19 protein-coding genes and 1 pseudogene are annotated in these 24475 nt (G+C 49.0%); 2 read left to right on the plus strand and 18 right to left on the minus strand.

Annotated elements, in window-relative coordinates; all coding sequences use genetic code 11:
* Both OEM52_03170 and OEM52_03175 read left to right on the plus strand, forming a co-directional pair.
* Positions 1 to 889: ABC transporter permease (locus tag OEM52_03170; GenBank protein MDK9699140.1), on the plus strand; the 889-nt coding region annotated here is incomplete at its 5' end.
* Between the two features lie 2 nt (positions 890 to 891).
* A complete protein-coding gene (locus tag OEM52_03175; GenBank protein MDK9699141.1) occupies positions 892 to 2019 on the plus strand; it encodes an ABC transporter permease in 1128 nt (375 codons plus the stop codon).
* Between the two features lie 73 nt (positions 2020 to 2092).
* Here the strand turns inward: OEM52_03175 and OEM52_03180 are convergent, their stop codons facing one another.
* The 18 genes and pseudogenes from OEM52_03180 to OEM52_03265 form a co-directional block, all read right to left on the minus strand.
* Positions 2093 to 2668, minus strand: coding sequence for a hypothetical protein (locus tag OEM52_03180; protein ID MDK9699142.1), 576 nt, complete (start codon positions 2666 to 2668; stop codon positions 2093 to 2095).
* Positions 2669 to 2804: 136 nt separating this feature from the next.
* A complete protein-coding gene (locus tag OEM52_03185) occupies positions 2805 to 4802 on the minus strand; it encodes a T9SS type A sorting domain-containing protein (GenBank protein MDK9699143.1) in 1998 nt (665 codons plus the stop codon).
* Positions 4803 to 4902: 100 nt separating this feature from the next.
* Positions 4903 to 5904, minus strand: a complete 1002-nt coding sequence (locus tag OEM52_03190) for a prepilin peptidase (protein MDK9699144.1) — start codon at positions 5902 to 5904, stop codon at positions 4903 to 4905.
* Positions 5905 to 5970: 66 nt separating this feature from the next.
* Positions 5971 to 7215, minus strand: a complete 1245-nt coding sequence (locus tag OEM52_03195) for a type II secretion system F family protein (protein ID MDK9699145.1) — start codon at positions 7213 to 7215, stop codon at positions 5971 to 5973.
* A 95-nt stretch (positions 7216 to 7310) separates the two neighbouring features.
* A complete protein-coding gene (locus OEM52_03200; GenBank protein MDK9699146.1) occupies positions 7311 to 9029 on the minus strand; it encodes an ATPase, T2SS/T4P/T4SS family in 1719 nt (572 codons plus the stop codon).
* 120 nt (positions 9030 to 9149) lie between these two features.
* On the minus strand, positions 9150 to 12449 hold the full coding sequence (locus OEM52_03205) for a hypothetical protein (protein MDK9699147.1): 3300 nt from the start codon (positions 12447 to 12449) through the stop codon (positions 9150 to 9152).
* A gap of 120 nt (positions 12450 to 12569) precedes the next feature.
* Positions 12570 to 14204: an SLBB domain-containing protein gene (locus OEM52_03210; GenBank protein MDK9699148.1), complete on the minus strand. Its 1635-nt coding sequence runs from the start codon at positions 14202 to 14204 to the stop codon at positions 12570 to 12572.
* Between the two features lie 21 nt (positions 14205 to 14225).
* Positions 14226 to 15578: a hypothetical protein gene (locus tag OEM52_03215; protein MDK9699149.1), complete on the minus strand. Its 1353-nt coding sequence runs from the start codon at positions 15576 to 15578 to the stop codon at positions 14226 to 14228.
* Positions 15579 to 15718: 140 nt separating this feature from the next.
* On the minus strand, positions 15719 to 16285 hold the full coding sequence (locus OEM52_03220; protein MDK9699150.1) for a hypothetical protein: 567 nt from the start codon (positions 16283 to 16285) through the stop codon (positions 15719 to 15721).
* Between the two features lie 3 nt (positions 16286 to 16288).
* Entirely contained in the window at positions 16289 to 16870 is a 582-nt protein-coding gene (gene pilO / locus OEM52_03225) for a type 4a pilus biogenesis protein PilO (GenBank protein MDK9699151.1), read from the minus strand.
* A gap of 3 nt (positions 16871 to 16873) precedes the next feature.
* Positions 16874 to 17536 (minus strand): hypothetical protein, encoded by a 663-nt coding sequence (locus tag OEM52_03230; GenBank protein ID MDK9699152.1) that lies wholly within the window; start codon positions 17534 to 17536, stop codon positions 16874 to 16876.
* A 3-nt stretch (positions 17537 to 17539) separates the two neighbouring features.
* The gene (gene pilM / locus OEM52_03235; protein ID MDK9699153.1) at positions 17540 to 18604 is read right to left on the minus strand and encodes a type IV pilus assembly protein PilM; all 1065 of its coding nucleotides are present in this window, start codon (positions 18602 to 18604) and stop codon (positions 17540 to 17542) included.
* Between the two features lie 374 nt (positions 18605 to 18978).
* Positions 18979 to 20529, minus strand: coding sequence for a DUF4900 domain-containing protein (locus OEM52_03240; protein ID MDK9699154.1), 1551 nt, complete (start codon positions 20527 to 20529; stop codon positions 18979 to 18981).
* A gap of 78 nt (positions 20530 to 20607) precedes the next feature.
* A complete protein-coding gene (locus OEM52_03245; GenBank protein ID MDK9699155.1) occupies positions 20608 to 21294 on the minus strand; it encodes a hypothetical protein in 687 nt (228 codons plus the stop codon).
* Between the two features lie 30 nt (positions 21295 to 21324).
* A complete protein-coding gene (locus tag OEM52_03250; GenBank protein MDK9699156.1) occupies positions 21325 to 21867 on the minus strand; it encodes a hypothetical protein in 543 nt (180 codons plus the stop codon).
* An 87-nt stretch (positions 21868 to 21954) separates the two neighbouring features.
* Positions 21955 to 23040 (minus strand): type IV pilus twitching motility protein PilT, encoded by a 1086-nt coding sequence (locus OEM52_03255; GenBank protein MDK9699157.1) that lies wholly within the window; start codon positions 23038 to 23040, stop codon positions 21955 to 21957.
* Between the two features lie 411 nt (positions 23041 to 23451).
* Positions 23452 to 23565 (minus strand): annotated as a pseudogene (locus OEM52_03260) (prepilin-type N-terminal cleavage/methylation domain-containing protein).
* A 389-nt stretch (positions 23566 to 23954) separates the two neighbouring features.
* The gene (locus OEM52_03265) at positions 23955 to 24329 is read right to left on the minus strand and encodes a hypothetical protein (GenBank protein ID MDK9699158.1); all 375 of its coding nucleotides are present in this window, start codon (positions 24327 to 24329) and stop codon (positions 23955 to 23957) included.
* Positions 24330 to 24475 lie beyond the last annotated feature (146 nt).

Below are 24475 nucleotides of genomic sequence, written 5' to 3' on the forward strand. Positions count from 1 at the left end.
AACAATTTTAACGAATCGGGAAGAATTCAGCGATGGTTTTGCCGCGAATCGTTACCGCGCCATCGTCGCAATCGCTCCCGGCTTCGGCGAAGATATTGCGACTCATCGCGACGCGCGATTTCAAGTGATTGTCGATGGCAGCGATGCCAATTCCGCCAATGTCATCTCCAATCACATCAAAGCGATTTCACAACAAATCAGCTTGGAAAACGTCGCTAAACGGTTCGGGAAGAAACCGGAACCGCCCATCGAATTGAAAACGCGAATCTGGTACAACGAAGAGATGAGAAGTCCCGTCTTTATCGTACCCGGTCTCGTCGCATTGTTTCTCGTCATGTTGTGTGCCTTGTTGACCAGCGTCGCCGTCGCCCGCGAGAAAGAATTCGGGACACTCGAGCAAGTACTCACAACGCCGGTACATCCCGCGGAAGTCATTATCGGTAAAGTATTGCCTTACATGGGAATTGCGATTATCGATACCGTACTTGTTATTGGAATCGGTATCATATTATTCGATGTACCGTTACGCGGCAGTGTGCTTGCCCTCTGCGGTTACAGCGTGGTGTATCTGTTGGTAGCGTTGGGGATGGGATTACTCATCAGCGTTTCGGTAAAAACCCAACAACTCGCATTGATGGTCGCACTTATGGTAACGATGATTCCTACGCTGCTTTTATCTGGACTCATCTTCCCCATCGCCTCAATGCCATTACCACTTCAGATTCTCTCGAACATCGTACCGGCACGCTGGTACATCGAAATCGTCCGGGGTATCATGTTAAAAGGGGAAAACTATTATCCCATCCAAGCAGCCGTGTTAACGGTAATGGCAGTGGTCACACTTGCTATCAGCATTAAAAAGTTCCGCAGTCAGATGGGAGGGGTGTAGTCGTGCGACAACTATTCTATCTCTTACAAAAAGAGTTTTGGCAATTCCGCAAAGACCCGGCGATGATGCGGGTAATATTGGTTGTACCCATCGTGCAGATGTTGATTCTCTCTTATGCTGCGAACACCGATTTGAAAGAGATGCGGATGATTGTCATCGATTACGACCGCACAATTGAGAGTCGAAAACTGGTCGAGACGTTTTATTCCTCGAATTATTTTAAACCCGCTGAGGAAACCGCTAATAGTTTCTCAGCAGCGACCCGAGAACTTGATCACGGAAACACCGATGTGATTCTTACGATTCCCAGCGGTTATTCCCGTGCGATAACCAATAGCAAAGCACAGTTGGGACTCACCGTCGATGGCACCAACTCAAACATCGCCGGGCTTGGCAGCGGCTATGCGGCACAAATCATTGCTGAGACAAACAAGAAACTTATGCAGGAACGCAAAGACAAGGGACTACTGCCGGATGGGATGGATGTCGCGATTCAACCGGTGGTACGCATCTGGTTTAATCCAGAAACGAATGTAAAGATGTTTATGGTGCCCGGCATTCTGGTTATGCTCATTACAACAATTTCAGGAATGCTCAGCGGCGTCGCCATTGTGAAAGAGAAGGAAATTGGAACAATAGAATTGCTGTTGGTCGCGCCGCTCTCGCGTTGGCAAATCATCGCGGGAAAACTTATTCCGTTCTTTATTCTCTCATTTGTCGTGATGGGCATCGGCTTGACGGTTGGGATGTTGTGGTTTAAAGTTCCCTTTGCTGGATCGGTATTAACATTGATTGTAGGCTCCTCTCTTTATCTCGGTGTTACCCTTGCTGTCGGGCTATTTGTATCGACTTTTTCTTCTACGCAAATGCAAGCGATGTTTTCCGTTTGGTTTTTTTTAATATTTGGGATTCTCACCAGCGGATTCTTCTTTCCAGTCGAAAATATGCCGGAGTGGTTGCAGAAATTGACACTGCTGAATCCGATGCGATACATGATGGAAATCGTCCGCTCGGTGCTGCTTAAAGGGGCGACATTTCATCACCTCACCTTTCAATTGCTCGCACTTGGCGCTTTGGCGATTACTACATTTTCCTTTGCGGTAGCGCGTTTCAAGCAGCAGTTGGATTAATGGTTTTCAAGTATCACAAACAAGAAAAGGCGGGTGTCATCCCGCCTTTGATCGCTCAGAGATGTGTTTATTTTTAATCGTCGCCCAGCCGGATCGGCAAACCAGTTTCTAATATCCAGTTTCCAAGCTGCGGCCGCGGCAACTCATCGACGGCAATCATTTCCACTTTCGCATGTCTTGTCAGCCGGTGGCTGCGTATTCGCTCTAACGCGTATTGAAAAGAGGAACGACTGTCGATTCGAAAGACCATTTCATCGTCTTCAGTGAGCTCGGTAAGTACCTGTTCGCTCGGTAATGCGGAAGATTCGAGATTACTGCGCGGTTTTGTCCAGATTACCCGTCGGATTACGCCATCCGGCAACCGCGCTAAGGAAATCGATCCATTGGTGTGAACGCGAACGCGATGATTCGCCGCATGCAATTCCCGGCAAACACTCGCCAATGCACCATACGCCATCGGTTCGCCACCACAAATATCTACCAGCGCACCAGGAAAACCGCTGCACTGCTCGACAATCTCTTCAGCTTCCAATACTTCCCCGTTATGTTCCGCTTCATCTTCGGAATCGGCGGTACGTACCCGCCAACCCGGTAAACCATGCCATACCCCACCAGCCAGTATCGCCAACGAAATCGATGTAATCCGCATCGAACCACCTCCCGTGTCACATTCCAAATTGTAATATATCGGGGAGAACGCGAGGGGACAATAAAAAAGCAGGGACGTATAAAAATACGTCCCTGCTTTACATCAAAAACGGAAGTTAATCCGCAGATGCAACTGCTTACTTCAGTAGGGTAAGCTTACGTGTCGAAGTCACGCCATTCGCAGTCAAACGTGCGAAGTAAACGCCGCTCGTTAAATCGCTTGCGTCGAAAGTGACCTTGTACTTACCGGCATTCAACCGACCTTGCGACAGTTCCGCCACTTGACGACCCTGAATGTCATATACCGCAAGTTTGATTTCCATCTGATGGTTCAAGGTGAACACGATGTCAGTCGACGGATTGAAGGGGTTCGGGCAGTTTGATTCGATTGAGAACGCCTTCGGGAGTTCCGGGGTCGCAATCGGTTCGTTCACGCCAACCCACATCATTAACTGACCGCGGCTAAGCAACGGAGTTGCTGGAATCGATGACGTTAATACACGGTGATATTTCGCATCGTTCAAAGTCCAAGAACCTTCGGTTTGGAGAATGAAACCGGCATCACGATCGTGAATGTAAGAAACATGAACGTAATTGTTCGTCCAACGGTTGGTCGACGGCCAATGTTCCGACCAGCAAGCACCCGCTGCTGCATCCGGCGAACGAGTATGCGTGATGTTCGTCGGCTCTGCCCAGCGATAACCACCATTGGTTGACTTGGTTACGAAGATATCGAAGTTGCACTCGCCAGCGAGTGAAACGTCTTGTGCCATCGTTGAGTCGTTCCAATCCCAATGTCCAGCATAAACCATATAGATATCGCCGTTCGGAGCAATCGAGAGATTCGGTCGGTGTGCTGTTCGGTTCCACGCGCCGGGATTCGCATAGATATCAGACCAATAGTTACCACCGTTAACAGCCATCGTGATACGGTTCGGATCGTCAGCTCGCCAGAACCAGCAATGACCCCAAACATAGTAAGAAGAGTCTTGCGGGGAAGTCTGACCTAACGAGTCAGTCTGGTGAGTATCCCAACGATAGAACAAACCGGTAGTAAATGCTGCATACAATACATCGTTCTGGCTGTAGACGAGATTGACGTCATTGTATGCGCGGAAGGTGTCCTGATTTGCGGCAACGGTATCCGGTAACAACGACGCATTCGGATCTCGCCAGCGGGTAATGTAGTTAAAGTTCGAGAAGTTCCAGGCGGCTCCATCCTGCGATTCAACATAGACAACGTTGTTGGAAACTTGATCGTAATCGCCTAACGGCGGAACGACATCAAGACCCATCGGGCGCATCCATGCGATCGCTGCCTTATTGGTAAGGCGGGATGCGGTGACTTCCGCTGCGATGTTTTGAGTAACATCCGGCAAAACGACCGGCGCGCTCCAAGTAATCGTTGTATTGAGCGGATCGTACACGCCACGATGATACCATTGACGTTGCGGGTCACCAGCGGCAGGTGTGCTTTCACTAGTAACTACATGCACTGCGCCATTGCGACCAACCGAAATGCGCGGCCAAATAGCCGAAACACCAGTGACATAGGGCATCGGATTGTCGGAAATAAATGCACCAACTCCGGACTCGATGTCATGGTAAACATTAGAAGTGGTAATACCCGTTGCCCGCGGATTCGTTTCATGGAATGACGGGAATGGAATACCACCAAGCATACCCATTGTTGTAAAGCCGGAACGGGTAACCGTTTGCGGCGCAACTTGTTGTCCATTTGCACCAAACAGCCATGTGCTGTTTGATGGGTCGAACACGTTGTAGTATATCTGTCGGCCACTGGCAAGACTATCGATGCCATTCGTCCAAAACATGTGGACATATCCGGTCAGAGTATCGATTTCCAGCATACGACCAATGGTTCCATTATGCTGACCTTCGTACCAGGTTCTACCGGCACGGAAGGTGTCGCCAACCATGTCGATCATAGGTAGACCGGGTAAAGACGGGTCGGTCGGCCGCACTTGATCAACCGCAGGTGCCGCTTCATAACCTGTGATAGCGGTAGACTTGCGGTTTATATCAACGCGGGGATCGACTTTATGGGTCACTGCAAACGCAGTGGCGCATAAAGATGCCACCAACAGCGTCGTCGCGATCACATTCAATTTCATTGTCGCTCCTTAAACGAAAACACACATTTGAGAGATGAGAGAGATTCCAACACAAACAAGAAACTAACTTGTTATTCGTTCCGAGTCAAGGATTGCAAGCTCAGAGTAAATATTTTGTATAGGTTTGCAGTAACCATTCACCATGTAGCCAGGCGATCCAAGAACCAATGATAAGTGAAGGACCAAACGGAAATGGCTGGGATGTTTGATGGTTCCGACGTAACCGCAGGAATAACCAAACAAAGATACCACAAATTGCCCCAATAATGTAAGCAAAAAGGATTCTACCGGGTCCTACAACAATCCCCATAACCGCCATTAACTTCATATCCCCTAATCCTACTGCTTCTCTGCCCTGTAGGAACAAGAACAGGCCCCAAAGCGAAAGTAGGGCACCTCCACCAGTAAAAAAGCCCCACAAGGCATTCCAGTCGGAGATTTCCATTGAACCATACAAACCACCCAGTAATGCTACTACCCCCAAGAGTAATGCACCACCTCCCCAAACCCAACGTTCTTTTATCGTCGGTTCCGGGAGATCGTCGGATTTATCCGGCTCACTGCCCGCATCCGTCGAATGCAAGAGCCATCGCCAAATCGTAGCCAAAAGAAGAAAGACTGCTGCAACTGATAGGAATTGTGGCAACATTGCTTTCCCCCCAGTAAACAGAATACCGAAGATATTCACGATTCCTACGGCTACAACCAGCGCGTCCGGCAACTCCATGTGATCGATATCAATATAAGTCAGTGCAATTAGTAACGGCGCTAATAGTACCGCGCTAATCTGCCTCCCAAAATCGCCTTGCCACGCGATTACTCCCCACACTGAAACGATCGCAGTAATAATCTCCACCAACGGGTAGCGGAACGAAATCGATTGGTGACACGACTTGCATCGTGCACGCAGTAAAATATAAGAAACAACCGGAATGTTTTCGTACCACGACAACTCGTGGTGGCAATTAGTGCAGTGGCTCCCCGGTTTCACAATCGACTCACTCCGGGGAATCCGCCAAATTAATACATTGGCAAAACTGCCGAAAATCAATCCGAAAATTGCGGCAAAGCTGATAAAAAAACTGATGGGGAGTTCTGTCATTTGAAACAACATAGGGGCGTATCATAAAATACGCCCCTAACGAGAATCCATACGCTTACATGCTTCTTACATTCTGCCGATTGCGCGACCGAGCTTGAATACCGGCAAGTAAACAGCTACCAGAATCGCAGTAACCACGCCGCCCAACACGATGATCAACATCGGTTCGATCAACGAAGTCATACGTTCCACCATCGCATCGACCTGCTTTTCATAGAAGTAGGCAGCTTTGTCAAGCAACTTATCCATTTCACCGGTTTCTTCACCGGTCTGAACCAACTGCACCAAAGTCGACGGGAAGACTCCCGATTTCTTAAGGGCAATCGAAATTGCAAAACCGTCTTTCACCATCCGCTTAATGTTGGTAATACCACGGCTGATTACTTCATTATCAACAACGCGTTGCACCTGTGTAAACGACTCGAGTACCGGAACACCGGAACCCATTAGAATACCAAACGTACGAGCGAACTTATTCATCGTCGAGTATTCGATCAGAGCGCCAAACACGGGAAGTTTCAGCTTGATTGAGTCGAAAACCAACGAACCGCGCTCGGTTTTCGATATAATCCAACCCGTAACGATAACGACAATCAACAACCCAGCCAACGGCAAGAAATTCGATGAAACAAGCTGTGCGACATTGACAAGCAAACGGGTCGGTCCAGGCAGACCCGCACCGAATTTTGCGTAAACTTCCGCAAACTGCGGCACTACGAACACAATCAAAATCGTGACAATGAAGAACATGAACACGATCGAAAGGATTGGGTAAGTTAATGCTGACACAACTTTACGTCTGGTTTCCGCCGATGCTTCGAGATAATCTGACAATTGTTCTAATGCAACGTGCAGAGAACCGGAAATTTCACCCGCTTTTACCGTAGCAACATACAGCCCGTCAAAAACGCCTGGGTGTTGCGCTAAGGCATCCGACAGCGACATACCTTTTTTCAGGTCGTTCGCGATGTCAGCAAGTACCCGGCGAAACTTCGGGTTTTTCTCTTCCACCATCAAATTAGAAATCGAACGTTCAATCGTCAAACCGGCGCTAAACATCGTCGATAACTGACGAGTGAAAAACACCACCACTTTTAGGGGTACCCGGGTTCGCCACTTAAATAGCTGGAGCTGTATCTGCTCCGCTACCGTCAATCGTTCAACTTCATAGGATCTGATTTCCTTGAGGCTGACAATCTTCGCACCACGCTTGGTCAGCGACGTCATTGCTGCGTGTTGTGACGGGGCGCGAATGATATCTTCGCGGCGAGCGCCATCGGTATCCGTAACTATGTAGGCGTATCTGGGCATTCCAGCTCCTTACCTGCCAACGCGATCCTGCGATATACTCAACTCGTGCTACTACAACGGTTTCCTAAACCGGCAAACCGCCGAAATACTCGTTACTAATGTTCTTCTTGCGATGTTACTCGCAACAACTCATGAATCGTCGTTACACCTTGCGAAATCTTTCGGATACCGGACTGTCGCAGAGAGACAAGCCCTTCCTTGAGTGCTTCCTGACGAATGATTTCCTGATTCATATTGTCGAAAATCATCTGACGAATGCGCGGTGTAACACGTAACAGTTCAAAAATGCCAACTCGACCATAATATCCAGTATTACGGCAATGTACACATCCGGTACCACGATAAAATTTACTGCCAGTGTATTTACGCTCTTCTTCGGTAATGTTCAGCATTTCCAATTCGTAGGGATCGGGCGTGTAATCGTGTTTACAATGTGAACAAATCTTTCGGACAAGTCGTTGCGCCATCACCAACAACAAAGACGAACCCACCAAGAACGGGGGAATACCGATATCGATTAGTCGGGTAATCGTCGCCGGCGCATCGTTCGCGTGCAACGTCGAAAAGACAATGTGACCAGTTAGTGAAAATTTTACAGCAATGTCCGCGGTTTCCTCGTCGCGGATTTCACCGATCAGCAATTTATCAGGGTCTTGGCGAAGTATCGACCGCAATGTTGCGGCAAACGTTAATCCGATCTTTTCTTTGATTTGCACCTGATTAATACCGCTAAGTTGGTATTCAACCGGGTCTTCAACCGTAGTGATGTTATCATCGGGCGATAAAATATCTTTCAGTGAAGCATATAATGTGGTCGATTTACCGGAGCCGGTCGGACCGGACACAATCACCATTCCATACGGTTGCTTAATCGTACGACGGAACACCTTCAACTGGTCTTCTTCAAAACCGAGTGAAGTCAAATCCATCGAGAAACTTGATTTATCGAGCAAACGTAACACGATTTTTTCGCCGTTAACCGTTGGAAGAATCGAAACACGAACGTCGACTTCTTTTTCGGTCGATCTGATCGAGAAGCGACCGTCTTGCGGTAAGCGTCGCTCGGCAATATTCAGTTTTGACAGAATCTTGATACGTGAAATGATACCGGGATGCGATGCTTTTGGCGGTGACATTACTTCCAGCAACACCCCGTCAACACGATAGCGAACTGCTACTCGCTCACCTTGTACTTCGATGTGGATATCGGTAGCGCGTTCTTTTAGCGCTTCGGCAACAATTAAATTTACAAGCTTGACAATCGGCGCATCTTCTTCGCCCGACTGTGCTTTAGTCATATCAACTAATGATTCATCGTCGGAGTCGGCCTCGGCAAAAAACTGCAGTTCGCCGATTGTGTCTTTTACTTCGCCCTGCTTGCGAATTCTGACATAGAGTTGTTCGACTGCCGCTTTAATCGCAGTTTCCGAAGACATCACGGCAACGATACGCAAACCAGTGAGTTTCCGGAGCCCATCCTCAGCTGAGATATCATCGGGATCGGCCATTGCGACAACGATAGTGTTGTTTTCCGCTTTAATGGGCAATACTAAATGTTCTTTAGCAAAATCCTCCGGCACGAGCTGCAAAGCGGCATCTTTTGCTTCCAGTAAGCGATCTGCGGAATAATAGTCGTGACCGGACTGAATCGCTAATCCCCGAGTGATGTTTTCTTCCACCACCAACCCGAGATGAACTAAAACCTCACCGATTTTTTTGCCGCGCGAATTGCGTTGCTCGGCAAGCGCTTTGCCTAATTGATCCTGCGAAAGCAGTTTTTCGCGTACAAGAATCGCGCCCAGCTGTTCAAACATAGCATCCTGCTTTATACCGTATTTCGGTTACGGGGTTTCTCGCGAAACCCCGCTTCCGAATTCTTTTCGTTGTTTTGCCATTGCATCCGGTGATGGACAACAAAGACAAGCAATCTTTGATTAATTACGCTGGTAGTTGATAACTACGCGGCCTTGTTGTATTGCGCCATAGCCTTCCACGTACGCGGTAACTTCACTCGTAATTTCCAGCGTTTGCGGATCGAGGAAGATTTCCCCGGCTCCCGTGGTCGGGCCAGTACCGCCAATGTACACAGTCGCGGCGCCCATACCATTCGGATCCATACGACCCGGATAATTGCCGGTACGAAGTCGCGGCGGCGCCATTGGGGTACCACCATTTGGCAATTGGTTTGCAGCCGTTGGGGTCGAGAAAATACGACCACGTTGTACCGAGAAAACAACCGGTGCGCGAGAAATGCGGGTACCGTAACCGTCTTGGACAATCGCATAAACGGTGTGCATTGCACGATTACCACTGATGACAAAGTGCCAAGTCGTCGGGTATACGTTCAACTGGATCTGTCCGTCGTGTAACGGTAAGTGTTCACGGGCGGAACCGGTAACAATCACCGATGCACCTGTGGTATCGCGACTATCGACATAAGCGGTTACGCGAACGGTGTCAAACGAATTCCAGCTTTGGTAGAGCATCCGGGAGAATGCAGTACCGGGTACCCGAGTACCAGATGCATTCAAGTTGCCGGTCGATGCCGCGTTAACCGACGCCATCGAATCGGGGTCTACCGAGAACCGAACTGCTGTATTGTTGGCAACCGGGTTCGAGTAACGGTCGGAAACACGAGCGTTAATCAACACTGATACCTGACCGCCACCTTCCGCTTGAGTTGTGCTGCGATCCCACGAAATATCCACGAAGGCAGCGGGACCAGCGACAACTTGTACATTCGATAACGATGCCGCAATGTTCGTACGGGAATGACCCGGATCAGAAGTAAGCACAACCGCTTCCAACTGTACCGTACCCGGACGTTCGCCTGAGGACAAGGTGACTAACGCTTCACCGTTACCAGCGGTTGTAACATCTATTGAGTCTTGACCAACCTGCTCAAAGAATGGGCGATTGTTTACCGCACCAAAGTTCAACGAGTTGGTAATCTTAAAGCGAACATAGACGCCTTCCGGTACAGCATTACCATTACCATCACGAACTAAGGCGCGGACCGTGGTATTCTCATAACCACCGGTACCACGGACTTGAATCTGTAAGGAGTCCGTACTTAATGCAATTGTACGCGGCGTCGATGCCTGGATGAAATATCCAACGGTGTCGGTAACGCCATTCGATGTAGTTACCCACCAACGGGCGGAGTTACTAGCAATTGTACCGGCACGCAACGATGCATAAGCGGTATCGCCATTCGTACTGTACCCAAATGGAGTAATGGACCCGTGAGTACATCCCCATGTAAGAGTAGGATTCTGTACGATATTACCAACCGAGTCGGAAACCATTACCAGTACTGTCGATGGATCGCCATTTACACTTAAAATTAAGTTCGACGGTCCAATCAGCGGGAAACGGCTCGGAGTGCCGGTGTAATGTTCAAGAATCACAAAAGCACTAACTACGGTGTCGGCAGCACTGCCAGCAGTAACAACCAAAGAGTCTTCGCCTAAACCAGAACCTAAGCGATAGGTGCCATTTGCAATTCCGTTTGTGGTGGTTGTTACATTCGGTACAAATGTTCCCAGACCCGGGTTTAACGTTCCACGAATGAACGAGGAGAAAGTAACGACTGTTCCATCATACGCTAACAAGCCATTGCTCAAGTACACGGTTGCTGTATATGCTAAAGTGTCGCCTGCCGACGCTAAATGTCGTTCCGGACCTGACATGGAAATGCGAGCTAGACGCAGTAACGGTTGAATATTAAACATTACTGAGTCGGCAAGGTTCGAGCTGCGATGACGGGCGATCAACCACGCTCCGCCAACCGGCGTCGTATTGCTATTGTCATGAAGATAGGTCGTTGCAATACCGCGGCTGTCCGTGAAAACTTCGCTTGGTACTGCACCATACGAGACCGACAAGTTAATCGCTGCATTCGGGATACCTTCACGAAGGCCGTTACGCAAAGTAACGCGGACTTCGGTGGAATCTACGCCGGTAGCGGTTAGGTTGTTGCGACCACTGGTAAACTCGACGTCAAGTGTGGTCACACCAGGAGCGTTCAACACTTGCACATAAATCGAATCAGACAGGGCATCGACTTCATCGGTGCCAAGTAACGGAATATTTTCCGCCAATGACTTCGGTAAGCTGCCGGATTTGTTGACACCCGGTGCTGATGGTAATGCAATTGGACCAGTTAACGACGATGCGCCCATATTTTCAGGGACGATTTCGCCGATGATCCATGCCGAACCAACTTCACCATTGTTCGACCAGGTAACCGAGTCGCGGCCATTGCCGGAAGTAGTTACTTGATTAATCGATCCAATACCACCTGGCTGCTTTATCCGTAGGGCAATCGGTACACCGGATAGTTCGTTACCATCGCCATCGGAGACGACTACTTCAAACATCTTTTGAACAACGGTGTTACCTGGGTACACATAGACTGGATTTTCTGGATTGATCCAGTTTAACGAGATGTTCTCTGGGCTGGTCAACGGACGCACATTAACGTAAACCGATTGGTGTGCCCAAGTAGAAGTTAGGGGCATTCCTCGCACCGAACAGCTTACTTTTATCGAATCCATGTATACGCCGGGATTGGTGCGGACGATTCGGGTGACTTCGCCGCGATCGTTCGTAGTACCCTCAAGTGAATCGAGGGTGGCTGCATTCGCCGGTTCGATACTGAATGTCAACGGAATTCCAATAATTCCACCACCATTATTATCCGTAACCCGACCGACTACAGTAATCGAATCGCGTGAGCCTTGCCTTACCAAGCGAGTCGAGGGAGTTGCCTGTAACGACAACAACCTGATAACATCAGTCGCCAGAATGACTGCAACCTGCGCTTCGTTATGAATCGCGCTGTTATTCGCGAGCTGCGCCGAGACAGTCACTGTCTCTGACGTATCAACGGTTACGTTTAGGAATCCATTGACCTCGCCATCGGTGTCGGTTGTATCCCCGTTCGCAAACGTTAAGCTTGCCTGCGTGGTTAAACGGTGCGATTTCGAGAATTGCACCCGCACGCCTGACATCGCAACGCCGCGCGAATCGGTCACAACGGCACGAATCGGTACGGAACGTTGAACATTTTTAAAATCTTGAATCGGACCGTTCGAAATCGTAACAACAATCGACGTCGCAACAGAGGGGTTCAAACCTCCTTCGCCGGGATTGCTTGTTGGATTGCGGTCGCAGCTTCCGAGTAACAGTCCTGCAATTAATAATGGCAGAACTCTAAGTACCCACTTCATTGTCTCCTCCAGCCTATTCATCGTTGCTGTCTAACATCAGCGAAGCATTTCCGCCTCGTTACCATCTACTCTAATAATTCTCATCCCTACAAGACCAACTCATCTCGTTTAAAGGATGCGCTACCCAGTGGTTACGGTATGATATACCAAATACAGAGTAGCCAACTGCGAAAGGACTAACATGGCATCTTTATAGGATGCCCACCAATCGGTTTCCGGTTTTTCCGGGATAAAAATCGTATCGCCAACATCGATCGGTGTCGAAGATTTGGCTTTCAACCACTGTCCGGATTGTGCTTTGATAATCCGGATTTTACCGGTGTAAGCTTTGAAAGTATATCCACCGGCTTGTTCGATATAGTATTTAAATGATTTGCCGGATTCAAAAACCACTAAGCCCGGTTTCGTTACTTGTCCCAATACTTTTACAGTAACAATTTTTCTCGGGACTCGGACAACATCGCCATCGAACAACACAACATTTTTTGTGGCTTCAGACTCATTTGCCGCGAGTTTCGCAACGTCGACCACAATTTTGGGTTCTAAATCCCGTCGTTTTGCCTTTAAATACTCGTATTCGGTCCAATTCATTTCTTCGCGCTTGAGACCAAAAAGACGATTATACTCAGGATCGGGAATCATCATCAGTGTACGTCGAACTAACGAAACTTCTTCCGAATTCGCCCGGTCAGTCAAACCACCAGCAGCTTGGAGCACATCGGAAAGCTTGGTGGATTTTTCATCGACCGGGTAATCACCCGGAAACTTAACTTCCCCTTGCACAGTTACAATACCACGAGGAATTAAGTTAAGCCGAAACGGAACAAACACCTGGTCGTCGGGTTTCAGCTCAGGACCGGGATCATTAGAGCGATACCATGTTTCATCAAAAACCAATCGCTCACGATTTCCGATATTATCAATCCGAACTAACTCAACAACACCCTTTGCACTGGGTTGGATACCACCCGCGATTTGCAATATTGTTCGTAGTCGGTCCCCTTTCGTATAGCGGACGGTAACCGGTTGATACACCGCGCCATTTATACGAACCGATCCGCGAGCGCTTGACCAATAGGGTACATAGAGCATGTCGCCATCGGAGAGAACCGGGTTTTTTGCGTTATCTCCGCACTTGTGAAAGAGCTCTAAATCAACCGATGTTGTATCGCCGTTTTGATGGATTAAGGGCAATCCCCGAAGTGCAGCAATTGCTTGCTCGGGAAAAATCGGTCTTCCATCGGGGGTCGTGTCAATAATTGCTTCAGTGAACTTGGCGCCACCCGCCAATTCCAATAAATCTGAGCAACGCGTCAAACTCGATACAACGTAACGTCCGGTCTTTTCGGCGGCGCCGGATATCGATACCCAAAACAATCGTGGTCTAACTAATCGCAATGAAACTTTAGTTGCATTCGGATACTTGATCCGACCGATGGCAACAATTTGATCATTTGCTTTCGTGAGCGTCAAACCGTTGAGAACGACCTCGCCAACCGTAGTGATTTGCGCAATACCTTCCGGACCGACCACGACCGGAATTACTGCCTCTAAGGTGCCGGAAACGATAAATGCTAATTCGTCGCCAGGTCCTAAGATATACTTATCAGGGTCAACCGGACCTTCAAATGCTTCTTGAAACAGAACTTGCTGTGTTTGCGAAGCAGTATTGCCTTTGGCGGAATCCACCTGGGCAAAGACCGGTGAAACAAAACACCAACCAACTAACAAGATGGAAAAGAGAAATTGTTTCATCGGTCTTCTTACAACTCACCCTTACTTAACGACGTGGCCTTCTTGCTTTTCGTCGTACATCGACTGAGTCGACTTCGTTATCCGGTCGGAGCGCTTGAACGTATCAGTGCCCTTCAGAATTGTCGGAGTGACTTCGATGATCATATCGGTCTTCTTGATCGATTCGGTACTGTGACGGAAGAGACCGCCAAAGTAAGGAATATCACCCAAGAATGGCACTTTATGCTTATTGTTCGACTTTGTTACGCCAAGCAAACCGCCAACTACGATGGTCTCGCCGTCTTTTACGCGAACGGTAGTCGTTGCTTCCCGTTTGACCACCCACGGAATATCCGAGTTCTTTCCGATAAACGAAAACACCGACGAGACTTCCGAAGTAACAGTCGTCGTGATGTAACCATCGGTATTGATTTTCGGGGTAATTCGCAGTTTGACGCCGATTTCTTCTTTTTCAAGCGTTACGGTCGGAACCGAAACAACGGCATTTGCTTGTTGCGGATTGAACTGCTGCTGTGTAGTCGAATACAGATACGGGAATACATCAACAACCTTCAATTCGGCGGTTTTTCCGTTCATCGTTGCGATTTGCGAATTCGCCAACACTTCGGCCTTGTTGTTCTTCAACAGCCAGTCAAGTGCAAAATCAAAAATCGGTTGCTGACGGTAGAAGACACCAAAGTTATCGAAGCGGTCAAACTTGATCGAAGTTCCGTTACCTTCCGCCATTTGGAAGTTAATCGGAGTTAACCGCGACCAGTCGACGCCGACCTTTTCTTCGTCTTCCACAGCAACTTCGACGACCCGGGCAGCTAACATAATTTGCTGCGACGGTACGTCGATGCTTTCGAGCATATTGCGAATTTCGGCAATAACCTTCGGCGAAGCGATCACAACCACTTTACCGGTAGCACTGTCGATAGCAACAGTCGCCTTCATTTCCTTAATCAGGTCTCTCACGGCGCGGGGATCGGCGTATTGCATCGTAAGAACGTGGGAGGTCAACCCAGCATCGCTCTTAACTTGCTCCGGCTTTGCCACTAAGAAACTGTTGCCAACCAATTCGTAGGACAGACCAACTGCTCGAACGACGAGATTCATCGCCTCTTCAATCGGTACATCCTTCAATTTGATTGTAAGTTTTTCGGTTTTCGATACCCCAGGTCCGCTGACGATATTGTAACCCGATTTCTCGGCCAAGATTGCCAGCACTGTAGGGAGATAGGCGTCGTCAGCGTCCAGCGTCACACGCTGCTGAAGCCGGGTATTTCTCGTATCGTCGGCATCCTGTGCAAATACCAACGCCGTCATTCCCAACCCGATCACCATTGCGACAAGGATTGTCAGGTGAACCCGACGGAAGATACCATTACTCATGTGTGCTCCGACTCGTTTGCTTGCTAAGTTCGTGGAAAATTTGTTCTTTGCATTCCCGATTTGGGCGACAACTATTCCAATCAGACCATCATAAAATATATCAAGGCAAATTCAAATATCACACCCGTGGAATCCGAACCCTAAAAATTGGTATTGCGCACTTCCGCGCGATACAGCATTTCTTGCTCGATAATCGTTTCCGGTGAAAGCTGATTCACGAGCGTAATCTTGGCACCGCCGCGCTCCAAAACCATTTGGCGCTCGGTGATCGATCCAACATTATAGCCATTGAATTGATCGCCTGGACGAACGATTGTAGATCGTCCACCCAGTTTGATGATCGCGCTGCGTACCCCGTCGTCTCCGACAAGCGTGGCGCAAAGCCGCATTTTGTTGTTGTCTTCCAAAGTCTCTTTGATGCCGAGCTTCTGGAGGAACTGACGGGTACGAACCACTTGGATTAAATCGAGTGGATCGCGTTCGCCTTGCTTATAAACAAGTGCCATTCGCGCCCGAAGATCGCTCTCCAGTTTCTCGACTTTTTTCTGCAGATTCGCATCGGTACCGACAACTTTTAGAATCTCGTTCTCAGCACGTAACCGGCTGATCCGCTGATTCATTTTGTAGGTATTGTAGCCACTGTAACCGATTAATCCGAGGAGGACGACGATTATCAGCAACCAAAGCAGACGTTCACGGCCTTTCATCGGTTAGACTCCTTTCACTTCCGTCTGCGTTTTCTTCTTAATCAGCGTTAAAGTCGAAACCTTAAGCTGAATGGTCCGGACTGAAAGACTAGCACCGCCTTTGACGCGCTGCGCAACTTTCTTAACATCGTTATCGATATCGAAATCTTCGACCGTGATTAAGCGCTCAGACTTCTCTATCGTATTAACGAAATCTCCGAATTGCCGATAACTCGCGTTAATGATCAATACGTATGGCGTCCGCACATAGTCCGGTTTGGAAATTTTCTTACCCGGCTCCAACTTGATCAGCTCGATTTTTGAGCGGCGAAGCAAATCGGTCATAAAATTCATGAACGGCATGTTTGCGTCGTCCGCGAGACTGTCCTGCGAAGAGGTTGCCAAATTTTGTTCAACTAGTTTCGCAACCAAATCGAGTTCACGGGAAAGAATTTCCGACGAGATTAATTTTTCGTTCAAGTCGCGCAACTGCTTAGCTTTTGCCGTCAACTGACGCGGGATTTCCGGTGCCTTAAACGTGAAGTGATACCAGAAACCGATTCCGAAGCCGAAGGCGATAACAAATGCGACAATGAGTTTTTTCATGGCTTATCCCTTCACCGCGGGGGCTTTAGTTGGACCGCCTTCTATTTTCTGCGCTGCCGAAGTCGTTGCCTTCTTGAACTTGTTCATGCTCGACGGATCAGGCTCTAAACTAGCGACAAACGACATTGTCAAAACGCTTTGATCGTCGACGTTAACACGCTTCGATTCAGTAAATTGAATTTTCTTGAAATCAGAGAAGAACATTTCCGAATTGCGCAACCGATCCAGCATGGTTGCGACTTTATCGAATTCTTTCTCTTCCTTTTTAATCTGGCTGATCGCATTGATTCGGAGTTGGCGGTTATGGTAATACAAACCGGTAATCGCCATCTCACCCGGTAAAACCTCGGCGATTGCCATAAGTTTTTGTGTCCACATCACGCGCTCTTTATCGATCCGCGCAAGATTTTCAACGTCGTCACGGCTGACTTGCATTCCTTCCCGAGCAAGCTCCTCAAGTCGACGCTGTACTTGTTGGATACGTTGATCGCGGAATTTGCCAACTTCGTCAAGCGACTTCGCTTGCCGGACATTCAAGTAGGTGACAACGCACAAGAGCAGGGTGAGAAAGCTGAGCAGCATCCAGTCATTCCGGTTGCGCCGGCGTGCAGCACGCTCCGCTACTCCTTCGCTCTTGTTCAGATTGATCGCAAATGAACGAACCATGGATCAGTCTCCGCGCAAAGCTAAACCAACCGCCGCCGCATACTGCGGAGCTTCTTCCACCGGTACTACATCGCCCCCTTCAATCTGCTCAAAGGGATTCCAACGGATTACCGGGACATTGTATTTAGAGTTGAGGTAATCCCCAATTCCCTTGAGCCGGGCGCCGCCGCCGGTGATATGGAATTGACGGATATCACTCATACCGGTTTCTTTCACATAGTAGCGAAGCGACCGGTTAATCTCGTCACGCATTAACTCAAGTGCGGACCGTTGTTCCATCGAAATCGAACTGGTGGATTCGTCTTTCTTCATGGGAAGATTCGGCGACATTCCTTCCGTTAGCTTCGTCCGTTCGGCATCGGACCAATTCAACCCGTACTTCGCGATAAGCTCCTCATTGAAAGAGTTGCCGGCAACGGGAATTTCACGGGTGAAGAACATGGCGCGACGACCAAGAACGGAAAGACTGGTATGACGGGCACCGACGTGCAGGAAGCAGAACACTCCTTCTTCCGGCAATTCGTTGAGCAGCATCCAGCTATTGATAGCAGCAAGCGACTCTAAATCGATAATACCCGGTTTCAGGTCGAGGTCACGTACAACTTCCAAATGGATGTCGTATAACTTACGACTGGTTGCGGCTAAAAGGACGCGCACTTTATCCGGTTCCTGCAGATCCTCGCCGAGGATTTGATAATCGACTACGGTTTCGGAACCATCGAGCGGAATATGCTTCCGGGCTTCCGATAACATCGCCGATGCCATTTCCTCCTCGCCGAGGTTGATGGTCTTGATTTCTTTCGCGGCAAGATTGGTGCCGCTGATGCAAGACGCAAGCTGTTTGACGCGTTTCGGCTGGATTCGCAGTTCACGAAACGCTTCGACCAACTTCGGCAGCACCACCGATTTTTTCGGTCCCTCCGAATCGTAGTTCTCACCGGGACCGTAGAGTGGAATCGTCTTTGCAACACCAAGCTTAAAATGGGTTCCCGTCTTCTCGATGGAAACCAGCTTAATGCTGTGCGACCCGATATCCAGCCCTAACCGTTGTGATGTTTTATAGGACATTCGCCGCTGTGCCTCCCAAACTCAATGATCGGATTGCATTTCTTATTGTGATAGCGCACACGTAATATACACAAAAAAAGCGGCACGACAAGCTCGGAGCGAGTTTGCCCGCCGATACGCGATGGAATACTCTGAACAATGATTTTGCGTATGTTTCGGTGACGTAGGGTACCGTAAAGCCGATGAAAAAATCAATGCAATCCTCGTGCCTGCAATCGGTTCCGGCGGGAGCCGGAATTGAATAGTGATTCGCTCAAGTAACGATCGTTATCGTCTCCAACAAACTAACTTCATCAGCTCGGTAGACTACACATCATCGTCAGGCTTCGGGTGCGGAAGATGCGACGATCCGCACCCCAAACCAATAATCAAAATTATTCGTTGCTTTTCGCAACATCCTCCCAACCAAGAATCTCCCACTTCTGGAACCCTTGACTGGTTAAATCAACTTGGAACGGCGGAGCTGCATACACATTGCCGGATCGGGTATCCCATCGCGGATCCCACCGGTAGCTCTTCAAATAACCAGATCGGATTCCCGTCGTTTCCGTATTGCCACGGTGGACATAACCTCGACGGTGCTGAGTCACTGCTCCACGGAGGTAGATGTAACCACGCTCGTCCTGCCCATGCTGGGGACAAGAATAAACGTATGGATCATATCCTTCGTTGTCGTTATGTTCCTGAAACGTGAAGCTTGAATTCAATGCAAAGAGCTGACCATGAATTGCGATGTCGCGACGGTGTTGACTGCCTGTTCCGACTCCGAAGTGATTGGCGGCGTCTTCACGACCATTCGCCCAAGTATTGGCAATCAAAATTCCTGTCCATGGATCGGTTCGGGCAACTGGTTCCGGTGCTTCACTCACTAATGTCATGGAATTGGGGGAGTTAGGCAATACCAAATAAGGCCATGTTGCACAATCTGTATAAACAATATTGTCCATCAACCGCAGATTGCCTTGCGCACCGATTCCAACATTCCCAGTGACCGATCCCTGAATCCACAAGTCGCCGTCGCAGAAAATCCCATATTCCCGGTTAGATGGGATCGTAATCGTATTTTCTGGCGGTTCGACCATGAAGGGAGATGTCGTTCCCGTTCGCCAGATCCAAACATCGGCGGCAGATCCGCGGAACCGTAACCCATAGGTTTCTTCATTGTTCCGTGTATCCAACCAAGTGCCACCCGCCGAAGCCGCTTCCCGTAACAAGTCAGCGCGAACTGGAATATCGATTCTTCGAACTCGTTCACGATAACCTGGTGCTGGTAACGCATAGAACGAGGAACCGTTTGGCGTTAATATCCGACCGACGGTCGTTACGAACCCATAAAACACCGCACCGGAGTGAACACCAATGTCGGTATTCGAGTGCACCGGTGCATAAAGGGTATCGCCACCGAAGAACCAAATAAACTCACCGAATCGCGTTTGTTCAATATCGGTAAAGTAAAAGTATTGCTGAAACGATTTTTTACGAATGCGTAATAACGCTTTTCGACGTACTTCGACGTTTTTCGTCCGGAATCCCCGGGCATCGTTTACGGTCGCAATACCAGTTGCAGACAGCAGATAATCCTTATTCTGAATTAAGTTGCCGGCCTGCATTCCTTGAAAAGAAGTGTACTGGATCAAGGGACGTAAGTATCGTCCGACTCCATCGATATAACCATCGGCAAAAGGAATGCTGGTCGTGGTTGAAAAACCCGGCGGCTGATTCCGCATGTATGCTAATGGTACTGCTATCACTGCCGCTTGCGCAGTATAGTATGCTTGAATCGAGGCGACTTGATGGCGCGCATTATACTGTGCGCTGACTTGCCATTTCAAGTATGCCAAGGTCGAAGCAAGCAACAACGCTGCCATCGGTACCGCGAAAATCAGCGAGTACCCGCGTTGGTTTCGTAAAACTCTTCGGAACATCGTAACTCTCCTTATCTCATCATACCAACGGTCAGTCATCCCGTTCAGTCGGCATCTCATAGGATGCGTAAATTGCCATCAATAATTACTCATTCGAGCGAGATTCAAACGATACAAGTGAAAATTCTTCAAATACAGCATCGTTTTCCACGAAAAGCTCCGTTTTTCCGTTGGTGGAAGCGCGCCAGCATTCCCCTCGTTCACGGTAACGTGTGGATGAATTTTTTGATAGCGTAACGTCATCTCAACTTGAACAGCGGCAGAATCAAGCAAACCGTAATCGTGACCGCGGCTCACAATATCGGATCCCCGTAAAATTCGGAATTGATCCAAATACATCCGCTTTTCGGGATCCTTCGGAAACGGCCCATAATACCAGCCGTACTCCTTAAACATACTGACATCAAGGCGTTGGTTGCCAAGATACTGGGTGCGGATAGCATCGCCCGACCGTTGAAACACCCAAATCACATTAATCGTGTCGGGTGATCGGAACTTGTAATCGACATAGTGCATGTTCAGGGTACTATACCCGTTCCGTGATCCGATGTCATACTTGTAGGCATTGCGAAAATCCTGTTCCAATCTCGCAAGCACAAAATTTCCGTACCCATCGACCGCTTGCTGCGACCAACTGCTGTCTTCCTGCTTTGCGACACCTGCCCACAAAAGCGTGAAGCCAATCAACGCAAACGCGGCCATTCCCATTGTCGCGGCCATTTCAATAAACGTGAAACCGCCGTTGCTTCTGATCCTAATACGCATGGTCATCCCCTTTTCATCCAGACCTTACCGTCAATTCTCATCAACCCAAGTCGGCAACACATTCACAAAAAAATCAATCCGTTCCGGACCGCCAATGGGTGGCGCAGCCATTCCATCTTGAAAGACAGACTGTCGAGGATTGTTCCAAGTAATCCAAGTATGGATTTTATACCAATCTAATGTAGTATTGGTAGTTGCCGGATTGTCATACGCCTCAACATCGCCGAAATATATCGTCCCAAACACCTGCCGGAAGCCATCGCCACGACGGTCAATCAAAACGCGTTCGCCGCGTAGATCGCCATGCTGTAATTCGGCTTGCCAAGTGTCCGGTAGTTCCTGATGAACCCGTCCGGCGACGTATTCGGTGCGCTGCCGCAACAATTCGGCAGCCATTTTATACTCGAACTCGGATTCAATACCGACTCGACCGAGTGCGAAGGTCTTTATTGTACCGACGGATGCGATACCCAGTATTAGAAAACTTGCCGCCGCTTCCATCAAAGACAAGCCACCGCGTTTGGCGGATCGGCGCAGCCATCCCGGAATCATCCGTCTCTTCATTACCACCATTTGCTATTCCTCCCATCATTGCCTTGTGGCGACATCCATAAGCAAAGGTAAACCGGGAAATTGTTATAAAATCACCCGGCGACAATGCTATTCGCTAAGGTTGACCTCGAACAACCGCGGGTTGTCGGCAACGTGAGCGGCGGTATCGCGATCGATCACGCCCTTTGCCATCAACCGTTGGAGGTCCTGATCCAACGTCTGCATACCGGCTTTTCCACCAGCTTGAATGACCGATGGAATTTGATAAATTTTATCTTCACGAATCAGGTTGCGCACCGCCGTCGTGGCAATCATGATTTCACACGCTACGACCCGGCCTTTGCCATCCTTCTTCGGCAACAGTTTCTGGGAAACTACCGCTTCCAACGATTCGGCAAGCATCGAGCGCACCTGCGTTTTCTGACCCGAGGGGAAAATGTCGATGATACGGTCGATTGTTTTCGCCGCGCTCGACGTATGCAAGGTCGCCAGTACCAAATGACCGGTTTCCGCTGCCGTCAATGCGAGCGAAATCGTTTCCAAGTCGCGCATTTCACCGACCAGAATCACATCAGGGTCTTCACGCAACGCACTGCGAAGTGCATTGGCAAAGCTGTGCGTATTGGCGCCCAGTTCCCGTTGATTGATCATACAGTTCTTCGATGAGTGGAAGAACTCAATCGGGTCTTCAATTGTGATAATGTGAAGAAGTTTGTACTCGTTGATATGATCGACCATTGTCGCCAATGTAGTAGACTTACCGGAACCGGTTGGCCCTGTAAGCAATACCAGACCGCGGTCTTTCATTGCGAGTTCTTTCAGAACTTCGGGAATTCCCAATTCTTCAAAACCGTGGATTTCGGCTGGAATCGTCCGAAACACCGCAGCATACCCTTGAATCTGGGAAAAGATATTGACGCGGAAGCGCGCCTTCGGTTTCGAAATCTGACGCTGCTTGAGCGGATCAAAGATCATGTGCGACATATCGAGCTCTTTTTGCTCTTCAAGCCGCTCTTGTTGATCGTCGGACAGAAGCTCAAACAACGACTCCCGCAATTCATCGGGCGGGGTTTCGGGCAATGCGAGTTTACGCATCTTGCCGTGCACCCGGATCATTGGTATGGATCCGGAGCTTAGATGCAAGTCAGAAGCGCCCTGGTCAACTGCAAAATGCAAAAGTTCGTCAACAACCACCGTACACCTCGCGATATCGGCCACCACAGCACCGGCACATCACACTGACATGCCGGTGCAATCGGCAACCAATCGTTTCAAGCCGTCACTGGATAGATTACCAGTGCGGTTAAAAGCGGATCAACCTTCTTCGGTCGGAAGACCATATCCGAAGAACTTACCGGACGCGATTTCCATCGTCACGGTCTTGCCAGCGCCACCCTTCATTTCACCGGTCGAAACCGCTTGAATCTGGGTAATTGGATTGGCGCCGATGATAGTAAACGACCATTGACGTATCGTCGCCGGGTCGAGAGTTAAATATCCACCGGTTTCCAACGCTTCCACCGACGGCGGATCTTCGCCGAGGTCTTGCGCATACATTTTCGCGGCATTAAGAATGGCACCGATTGTCGCTTGCGCATCCGCCGCACGGGCACCTTGCACGTATTCGATGTAGATCGGCACCGAAATCGCTGCCAAAATGGCGACGATTACCACCACGACCAATACTTCGATTAACGTGAAGCCCTTGGACTTACGAATGATCTTCATCATTGTTTCACCTCCAAGTGTCGAACGTCTATGAACTGAACGATTGGCGCCGGGGATTATCCCTTTGCCTGCTGCTGTAACGATACATTCTCAGAATGGCTTTTGCAACTACTCGGTTCGAAAACGAAAGCTCGCAAGAACCACCCCAAGAGTATCAGATACGAAACTCAATTTGAGCGGCACATCTTACCTATATGTTAGGCAACTTCAATGCCACAATAAAAACCTGAATGGGGTGTTAAGAAAAAATGAGTCCAATCCGGCAATTACATGCCTTTGGGCTCATTTCCATGGTTCGGAAGGTTAGATTGACTGACGAGGAAACGATACTACTCTGCAAACTTGCCAAGAAATTCGTGCAAATTTTGCACGAATGGCTCTCAGAGCGAACGTTTTACTTGGCTGACTGTTGTAATAGCCAACCCGATTGTGATCCCCACCAAGAAAAACGACCAATGCACCCGACCGAGGACCGCCCCGAATTGCTGTAAAAGCAATGCCACTTCGGAAACCGGGATCGTAAGTTCGAATCTTACCGACCACCACCATTCCGCCACCATTTTCGCAATCGCTAATGCAAAAAGGGCAGCAGCAAAGGTGTAAACCTTGATTTCCATTGCGGTTAACACGTTCGGAACTCCAAACGCAATCGCCCGTTGCGCCATCATTCGGGCAGAAGGGATTGCAATCGGCACCGGCTCAGCGAGGATTCGTCCGAGGTTTGCCGGGAGTTGGAATTCTTCGCGTTCGTTCATCGCTTCCTCAAATTCGCCAAAAGATACTACACTCCTCGCTCGAATAAAAATATGTAAGATTCTCGTGTGTCAATCGGTTAGAGGAACTTGCTACTTACAAGGTTGCACCACACAACTCCATTCCTTGATCCATACCGAGACTAACC

This window comes from bacterium, assembly GCA_030247525.1.
Classification (GTDB): Bacteria; Electryoneota; JAOADG01; order JAOADG01; family JAOADG01; genus JAOTSC01.

Coding starts and splice junctions, on each gene's coding strand:
- pilO (MDK9699151.1), bottom strand. CDS start 16,870: ATGAAAAAACTCATTGTCGCATTTGTTATCGCCTTCGGCTTCGGAATC.
- OEM52_03215 (MDK9699149.1), bottom strand. CDS start 15,578: ATGAGTAATGGTATCTTCCGTCGGGTTCACCTGACAATCCTTGTCGCA.
- OEM52_03250 (MDK9699156.1), bottom strand. CDS start 21,867: ATGGTGGTAATGAAGAGACGGATGATTCCGGGATGGCTGCGCCGATCC.
- OEM52_03230 (MDK9699152.1), bottom strand. CDS start 17,536: ATGGTTCGTTCATTTGCGATCAATCTGAACAAGAGCGAAGGAGTAGCG.
- OEM52_03265 (MDK9699158.1), bottom strand. CDS start 24,329: ATGAACGAACGCGAAGAATTCCAACTCCCGGCAAACCTCGGACGAATC.
- OEM52_03195 (MDK9699145.1), bottom strand. CDS start 7,215: ATGCCCAGATACGCCTACATAGTTACGGATACCGATGGCGCTCGCCGC.
- OEM52_03200 (MDK9699146.1), bottom strand. CDS start 9,029: ATGTTTGAACAGCTGGGCGCGATTCTTGTACGCGAAAAACTGCTTTCG.
- OEM52_03220 (MDK9699150.1), bottom strand. CDS start 16,285: ATGAAAGGCCGTGAACGTCTGCTTTGGTTGCTGATAATCGTCGTCCTC.
- pilM (MDK9699153.1), bottom strand. CDS start 18,604: ATGTCCTATAAAACATCACAACGGTTAGGGCTGGATATCGGGTCGCAC.
- OEM52_03210 (MDK9699148.1), bottom strand. CDS start 14,204: ATGAAACAATTTCTCTTTTCCATCTTGTTAGTTGGTTGGTGTTTTGTT.
- OEM52_03185 (MDK9699143.1), bottom strand. CDS start 4,802: ATGAAATTGAATGTGATCGCGACGACGCTGTTGGTGGCATCTTTATGC.
- OEM52_03180 (MDK9699142.1), bottom strand. CDS start 2,668: ATGCGGATTACATCGATTTCGTTGGCGATACTGGCTGGTGGGGTATGG.
- OEM52_03240 (MDK9699154.1), bottom strand. CDS start 20,529: ATGTTCCGAAGAGTTTTACGAAACCAACGCGGGTACTCGCTGATTTTC.
- OEM52_03245 (MDK9699155.1), bottom strand. CDS start 21,294: ATGCGTATTAGGATCAGAAGCAACGGCGGTTTCACGTTTATTGAAATG.
- OEM52_03190 (MDK9699144.1), bottom strand. CDS start 5,904: ATGACAGAACTCCCCATCAGTTTTTTTATCAGCTTTGCCGCAATTTTC.
- OEM52_03205 (MDK9699147.1), bottom strand. CDS start 12,449: ATGAAGTGGGTACTTAGAGTTCTGCCATTATTAATTGCAGGACTGTTA.